Below are 6572 nucleotides of genomic sequence, written 5' to 3'. Positions count from 1 at the left end.
CACCTACCGCCGCATGATCCACCATATGGATGAAGGCATAGGCCGCGTGATGGCCGCGCTCGAGGAGCATCGCCTGGCCGAGAACACGCTGGTCATCTTCACCAGCGACAACGGCGGCGAACGCTTCTCCGACAGCTGGCCGCTGGTGGGCGGCAAGATGGACCTGACCGAAGGCGGCATACGCGTTCCCTGGATCGCGCACTGGCCGGCCGTGATCGCGCCGAACAGCGAAAGCCGCCAGCTGTGCATGACCATGGACTGGTCGGCGACCATTCTCGACGCCGCGGGCGTGGCGGCCGCGCCGGGCTATGCGCTCGACGGCGTGTCGCTGCTGCCCGTGCTGCGCGACGCCAGCCACAGCTTCGCGCGCCCGCTGCACTGGCGCATGAACCACCGCGGCCAGCAGGCGCTGCGCGACGGCGACTGGAAATACCTGCGTGTCGACGGCAACGAATACCTGTTCAATATTCCCGCCGACGAACGCGAGCGCGCCAACCAGGCGGGCCGCGAGCCCGAGCGGCTGGAGCGCATGCGCGCCGCCTGGCAGACCTGGAACGCCACGATGCCGGCGATCGCGGCCGACGCGACCATCAGCCTCGGCTATTCGACGAAAGACATGCCACAGCGCTGAAGTGCCGGGGGGCACAGGCGGCCCCTGCCCTGACAGGGCAGCGGCCCCGCTCACTCGTTGCGCACGCCCAGCCGCGCGACCAGCGGCTTCCACACGCCGGTGTCGCGGCGGATGTAGTCGGCGACATCGGCGACCGCGCCCGGCAGCGTCGCCGCGTGCATGCCCTGGTAGCGCTGAATCACTTCCGGGTCCTGCAGGCATTGCTGCGTGGCCGCGTGCACCTTCTGCACCACGGCCGCGGGCGTGCCCGACTTGGCGATCAGCGCCGTCCACGAGCCATGCGACAGCTCGGGGCTGCCCATGACTTCGCTCACGGTGGGCACATTGGGCAGCTCCGCCAGGCGCGCATTGCCCAGCACCGCCAGCGCCTTGACCTTGCCGGCCTTGACCTGGGCCAGGGCCGTGCCGGCGATGAACGGCGCCAGATCGATCTGGTTGCCGACCACGCTGGTCAGCGCCGGCGCTTCGCCCTGGAACGGCACATGCGTCAGATTGGCCTTGAGGCGGTCGGCAAGAATCGCCGACATCAGGTGCGCGGGGCTGCCCGTGCCCGGCGAGCCGAAGTTCAGGCCCGCGGGCACGGCGGCCGCGGCCCTGGCGATGTCGGCGTATTTCTCTATCTTCGAGCCCTGGCTCGCGACCAGCAGATACGGGCTGCTCACCACCAGGCTCACGCCTTCGAACTCGCGCGCCACGTCATAGGGCGGCTTGGCGTAGATGTAGGGCGTGATCGTCAGCTGCGACATGCCCGCGATGAACAGCGTATAGCCGTCGGCCGGCGCCTGCTTGAGCGCCTGGATCGCGGGAATGCCGTTCGCGCCCGCGCGGTTCTCTATGACCAGCGGCTGGCCCAGCTTGGGGCCGGCGCAATTGGCCCAGATGCGGGCCACGGCATCGACGCCGCCGCCGGGCGCCGACGGCACGATCAGCTTGATGGGTTTGGCGGGCCAGGCCTCCTGCGCCTGTGACGGGCTGGCCGCCAGCGCGCATGCGGCCGCGGCCAGGGCCAGCAGCGAACGTCCACGGGAAGATGTCGAAAGGGAATGGCGCATGGTGTGTATCCGGTGAAAGCTTGCAGGGTTTAGCGGTCCAGCGGCCACTTGGGGCGCTTGACGTTCTGGTAGGGCAGCGTGCGCAAATCGTCGGAGAGCGTGCCCGGTGCCTGGGCGTACAGCACCTTGCTCGCGATCTTCGAGAACGCGGCGTAGAAATGCTGGGACGACTTGACGACGATCAGCTTGCGGCGGGCCAGGTCGCAGCCCAGGCCCGTGAACAGATCCGTGCCCATGGCCTGGGTGCGCAGCGAGGCCAGCACGATCTGCACGCCCTCGGCCTCGACCAGGGCGCAGGCGCCCATGGGCACCTTGGCGCCCGACAGTCCGGTCTGGTGGTGGGCGGGATTCACGGCGAGCACGGTGCACAGCAGATCGACGGGATCGCCCGACAGCGGGCCTATCTTGCCGCCTATGCGCAGCGGCAGCCGCGCGCCCACACCCGCGGCCACGGCCAGCGCCCCGGCGGATGGGTCCCACAGCGGGCCCAGGGCCACATCCTGGATGCCGCGCGCCAGAATGGCCTGCAGCACGAATGTGGCGTCGCCGGCCGCGCCGCCGCCGGGGTTGTCGGCGCCGTCGGCGATGACCACGCAGCCCGGCGTGCGCTGGGCTTCATCGAGCGCCTGCGCCACATCGGGCGCGGGCGGCAGCAGTTCTTCCTTCAAGGCGATCAGCTGCGCGGCCAGCGACTCCGCCAGCGCCGCCGCGCCCTGGGCATCGCCATCGGTATAGACCAGCAGCTTGCTGCCCATGTCGGCGACATCGCCCCAGGGAAAGCCATGCACCACCGAAATCGTCAAGGCCTGGCCTTGCCGTTCCAATTCCTGCAGCGCGTCGACATAGCCGCGCATGGGCGCACGCGAGGTATGCATCACGGCGACCATTTCGCAATCGACCACGGCGGCCACGGGCCGCACTTCGCCGCGCACCATGGCGGCGCACAGATCGACCAACTCATAGGCGCGGTCGAGCACATCGGTATGCGGATATTCCTTGAACGCAATCAGCAGATCGCTGTGGTCCAGCATGGCCTGCGACAGATGGCAGTGGGGGTCGAGTTCGGCGCCGATCACCACGTCGGGGCCGACCATCTCGCGCACGCGCTGCAGCAGATCGCCTTCGCAATCGGCATAGCCATCGGCGACCATGGCACCGTGCAGCCCCAGCAGCACCATGTCGACGGGCAGGCTCGCGCGCAGATCGGCCAGCAGTTCGTCGCGCAGCGTCTCGTAGGTCACGCGGGTGGTGATGCCGCCGGGCTGGGCCGCGGCCACCAGGCCTTCGTGCAGCACCCAGCCCTGAGCGCGCCCGCGCTCGCGCGCCGCCCACAGCGGGCCGGAGTTGTACAGCGGCTCGTCGGGGTGCTGGCCCGCGGGAAAGTAGGAGCGCTCCTGGAACGACGCCAGGCTCGTGGGCAAGGGCGCGAACGTGTTGGTCTCGGTCGCCAACACGGCGCTGAAGACGCGCAAGGGAGTTTGCGCAGTGGCTGTCGAATTCAAATCCAATCCTTTTCGGTGCTGCGCGTGCGCACGCACCCTTGTGGCGACAGAACCGATGTCTCTCGCACGGCCCTGCTTCCTTTTACGCAGGAAATTTGCGCATGCGCAAAATTGTCGGGCATAAAAATAGCAGAAACCATGCTGGTTTTTGCTGATACGCAAAAAACATGCCTTTTCGCCGGAAATATGCCCGGCCGCCGCTCAATCCTGCGCCGCGCCCTGGCGTGCCAGCGCCATCAGGTGGCTTTCATTGGTGCTCACGCCCACGATACGGGCCAATTGACGGCTTACCGTGACATAGGCATGGCCCAGCCGGCTGTCGAAGTACAGCGAATCGCCGCGCGCCAGCCGCGCCTGCTCGCCGTTCTCGAAATGCACGCAGATCTCGCCCGACAGCACATGCACGAACTCCGTGCCCGGGTGGCGGGCGAAGTCCTGCGGGCCGTTGAAAGTACGCGCGTGCACCGTGCCCAGCACCGGCGTGAACGGCTTGGCCGCGACATCGGTGGCCAGGAACTCGTACGACAGCGACAGGCCGCGGTAGACCACGCCTTCGCCGGCGCGCGTCACCACCGGCCCGGTGCTGGCGCTGTGCGGGCCCGCTTGCGAGAACAGCGTGCCTATGTCCATGCGCAGCGCCTGGGCCAGCGCGGCCAGGTTCTCGTAGCCCAGCGCCAGCTGCCCGCGTTCGGCGCGCGAGATGGTGGTCATCGAGACCTTGGCGCGCTCGCTGAGTTCGGCCAGCGTCCAGCCCAGCTGCTTGCGCGCCAGGCGCAGACGCTCGCCCAGGGTCGCGGGATCGAGTTGATTGGCGGGGCGCTGCGCGCAAGGGGAGGGTTGGTTCACCTCGCCATTTTGCCAGCGCCCGCGTGGGGGCATGGCCAGGGCACGCGCCAGCGCTGTCAAAGCCGCTACCGGAGCGCCGCAGAATTTGCGTTTACGCAAATCTTTCATCTACACTGGCGACGCTTCGCGCCGGCTTGCCGACGCGCGCAGCCCGTGCCGGCGCAACCGCGCACGGCCATTGAAAGCATAGTGAAGTGGTTTTTTGATGAAGATTCTGGTCATTGGCGCGGGCGTCGTGGGAACTTGCAGCGCGCTGCAGCTGCAGCGCCGCGGCCATGAAGTCACGCTGATCGACGCCGCGCCCGAAGCCGCGACCGGTGCCAGCCATGCCAACGCCGGGCTGATCTCGCCCGGCCATTGTTTCAGCTGGGCCGAGCCTGGCATCACCCGCGTGGCCCTGAAATCGCTGCTGGGCCTGAGCGACGGCCTGGGCATCTGTGCGCCGCTGAGTCCCGCGCTGTGGCGCTGGGGCACGCTGTTTGCCCGCGAAGGCACCGAGGCGCGCTGGCTCGCGAACTCGCGCGCGGCGCTGGCGCTGTCGGCGTATTCGCGCGATTGCCACTTTCGCGCCGACGGACTGCCGGCCGAAGAGTATGGCGGCCGGCACGCCGGCATCCTGTATCTCTATGGCGCCAATGACACGCCCGGAGCGCACGATGCCGAACTGCTGCACGCGGCCAATGAACCGTTCGAGCAGCTGGACGCCGACCAGATGGACCGCTGCGAGCCCATGCTCGCGCACAGCGCCATCCGCTTTGCCAAAGGCATTTTCTGCCGCAACGACGGCACCGGCGACGCCGCCCGCTATGCGCGCGCCGCGCTGGCGGCGTTCCAGCAGCTCGGCGGCATCGCGCGCCTGGGCGAACGCGTGCAGCAGGTGCTGGTGCACAACGGCCAGGCCGTGGGCGTGCGCACCGACCGCGGCGAACAGCGCGCCCAGGCGGTGGTCATCGCCGGCGGCCTGCATTCCAGGGAACTGCTGCGGCCGCTGGGCATGGACCTGCCCATTCATGCGGTCAGCGGCTATTCGATCACCTACGAGAACGTTGCCGGCGCGCTGCCCACGCGCGGCGCGGTGTCGATACCGCACAAGATCGCCTGGGCCTCGTTTGCCGCGCGCAGCGTGCGCTTCACGGGATTCGCCGATGTCGGCACGCCCGATGCGCGCCGCGCGCAGCGCCGGCTGGCGGCGCTGGACGCGTTTGCCCGGCAGATCATTCCCGCCCTGGCCGGCGCGCAGCGCAAGGAGTGGGTGGGCAGCCGCCCCATGACACCCGACAACCTGCCGTTTCTCGGCGCCAGCGGCATTGCGGGCCTGTGGCTCAACTGCGCACATGGCGCGATGGGCTGGACCATGGCCCATGGCTCGGCGCAGATCATCGGCGATCTGATAGGCGGCGACACGCCCGCAGTGGATCTGACGCCCTACCGCTGGAACCGCTACGGCTTTCTGGGCCGGCGCGCCCCGCCCCAACAACCCAAGGAACTGTGACATGACGCAAATCACCCATTACCCCGCCCCCGGCCCGTTTCCCTTCTCCAGCGCCATACGCGCCGGCGGCTGGGTGCTGCTGTCGGGGCAGATTCCCTTCGACCAAGACGCCAAGCCGCACACCGGCGATATCCGCGAACAGACGCAGGCGGTGATGGACAGCATCTGCCGCACCCTGGCCCAGGTCGACAGCGCCATCGAGGACGTGGTGAAAGTCAATGTCTGGCTTTGCGACCTCGCGGACTTCGCCGTCTTCAACGAGGTCTATGCCAGCTACTTCGAGAGCGGCAAATACCCGGTGCGCAGCCTGGTGCAGGCCAGCCTGGCATTCAATGTGAAAGTCGAAGTCGAAGTGCAGGCGCTGGACCGCAAGCCGGGCGCCTGAGACGGCGCAGCGCGCTACGAACGCAGATAGGCGGGCGCGTGCGGCGAGGCCGCCTGGTCGCCATAACGTGCGCCCGACGGATAGTATTCCGAGAAGTGCTGCACCTTGCCGGCCGCCTGCGCGCCGGCTTCGCTGGCAATGAAGGCCAGCATCAGATCGATGCCGGCCGACACGCCCGCCGACGACCAGACATTGCCGTCCTGCACATGCCGCTCTTCGACGACCGTGACATCGCCCAGCGCGCGCAGACGGTCCAGCGACGCCCAATGCGTCGTGGCCCGCTTGCCCGACAGCAGCCCGGCCGCATGCAGCACAAACGAACCCGTGCAGACCGACAGCACGGCCTTGCAGTTCTTCGCCTGGGCCGAGACGAACGCCAGCAGCACCGGGTTGTCGACTTCGCGCCGCGTGCCCTGGCCGCCCGGAACGAGCAGATAGTCGAGCGGCGGGCAATCGGCAAAGCTGTGGTGGGGATTGATGGACAGGCCCTTCGCGCAGCGCACCGGCCCGGGGTTCTGCGCCACGATCAGGCACTGCTCGGGGCCTTGCGCCGCCTGGCGCCACATCGTGAGCATTTCCCAGGGCCCGACGAAGTCGAGCTCTTCCACGTCATCGAAAACCAGGATGCCGAAATTCATTGCAAAGCCTTGCGGGGGTGAAGCGG

7 protein-coding genes are annotated in these 6572 nt (G+C 68.4%); 3 read left to right on the top strand and 4 right to left on the bottom strand.

Annotated features, from left to right (window positions below; translation table 11 throughout):
* On the top strand, positions 1-631 hold a 631-nt coding region (locus KHY18_RS08480; protein WP_213297964.1), incomplete at its 5' end, for a sulfatase family protein.
* Between the two features lie 50 nt (positions 632-681).
* Here KHY18_RS08480 and KHY18_RS08475 read toward each other — a convergent pair.
* The 3 genes from KHY18_RS08475 to KHY18_RS08465 form a co-directional block, all read right to left on the bottom strand.
* The gene (locus KHY18_RS08475) at positions 682-1683 is read right to left on the bottom strand and encodes a Bug family tripartite tricarboxylate transporter substrate binding protein (RefSeq protein WP_213297961.1); all 1002 of its coding nucleotides are present in this window, start codon (positions 1681-1683) and stop codon (positions 682-684) included.
* A 29-nt stretch (positions 1684-1712) separates the two neighbouring features.
* Complete coding sequence (locus KHY18_RS08470; protein WP_213297976.1) at positions 1713-3155, bottom strand: M81 family metallopeptidase; 1443 nt, start codon at positions 3153-3155, stop codon at positions 1713-1715.
* A 231-nt stretch (positions 3156-3386) separates the two neighbouring features.
* The gene (locus KHY18_RS08465) at positions 3387-4031 is read right to left on the bottom strand and encodes a helix-turn-helix domain-containing protein (protein WP_349630263.1); all 645 of its coding nucleotides are present in this window, start codon (positions 4029-4031) and stop codon (positions 3387-3389) included.
* 205 nt (positions 4032-4236) lie between these two features.
* Here KHY18_RS08465 and KHY18_RS08460 point away from each other — a divergent pair, with 205 nt between their 5' ends.
* Together KHY18_RS08460 and KHY18_RS08455 are read left to right on the top strand one after the other, a co-directional pair.
* Positions 4237-5523, top strand: a complete 1287-nt coding sequence (locus KHY18_RS08460; protein ID WP_213297955.1) for an FAD-dependent oxidoreductase — start codon at positions 4237-4239, stop codon at positions 5521-5523.
* 1 nt (position 5524) lies between these two features.
* On the top strand, positions 5525-5908 hold the full coding sequence (locus KHY18_RS08455; protein WP_213297952.1) for a RidA family protein: 384 nt from the start codon (positions 5525-5527) through the stop codon (positions 5906-5908).
* Between the two features lie 14 nt (positions 5909-5922).
* Here the strand turns inward: KHY18_RS08455 and KHY18_RS08450 are convergent, their stop codons facing one another.
* Positions 5923-6546, bottom strand: a complete 624-nt coding sequence (locus KHY18_RS08450; protein ID WP_213297949.1) for a DJ-1/PfpI family protein — start codon at positions 6544-6546, stop codon at positions 5923-5925.
* Positions 6547-6572: the final 26 nt, after the last annotated feature.

Source organism: Acidovorax sp. CCYZU-2555 (assembly GCF_018413525.1).
Classification (GTDB): domain Bacteria; phylum Pseudomonadota; class Gammaproteobacteria; order Burkholderiales; family Burkholderiaceae_C; genus Comamonas.
Note: the sequence above shows the minus strand (reverse complement) of the source record. Positions and strands in the feature narration are given on the sequence as shown.

Excerpts from the sequence above, each read along its gene's own strand:
- KHY18_RS08475 (WP_213297961.1), bottom strand. The coding sequence starts at position 1,683 with ATGCGCCATTCCCTTTCGACATCTTCCCGTGGACGTTCGCTGCTGGCC.
- KHY18_RS08460 (WP_213297955.1), top strand. The coding sequence starts at position 4,237 with ATGAAGATTCTGGTCATTGGCGCGGGCGTCGTGGGAACTTGCAGCGCG.
- KHY18_RS08455 (WP_213297952.1), top strand. The coding sequence starts at position 5,525 with ATGACGCAAATCACCCATTACCCCGCCCCCGGCCCGTTTCCCTTCTCC.
- KHY18_RS08450 (WP_213297949.1), bottom strand. The coding sequence starts at position 6,546 with ATGAATTTCGGCATCCTGGTTTTCGATGACGTGGAAGAGCTCGACTTC.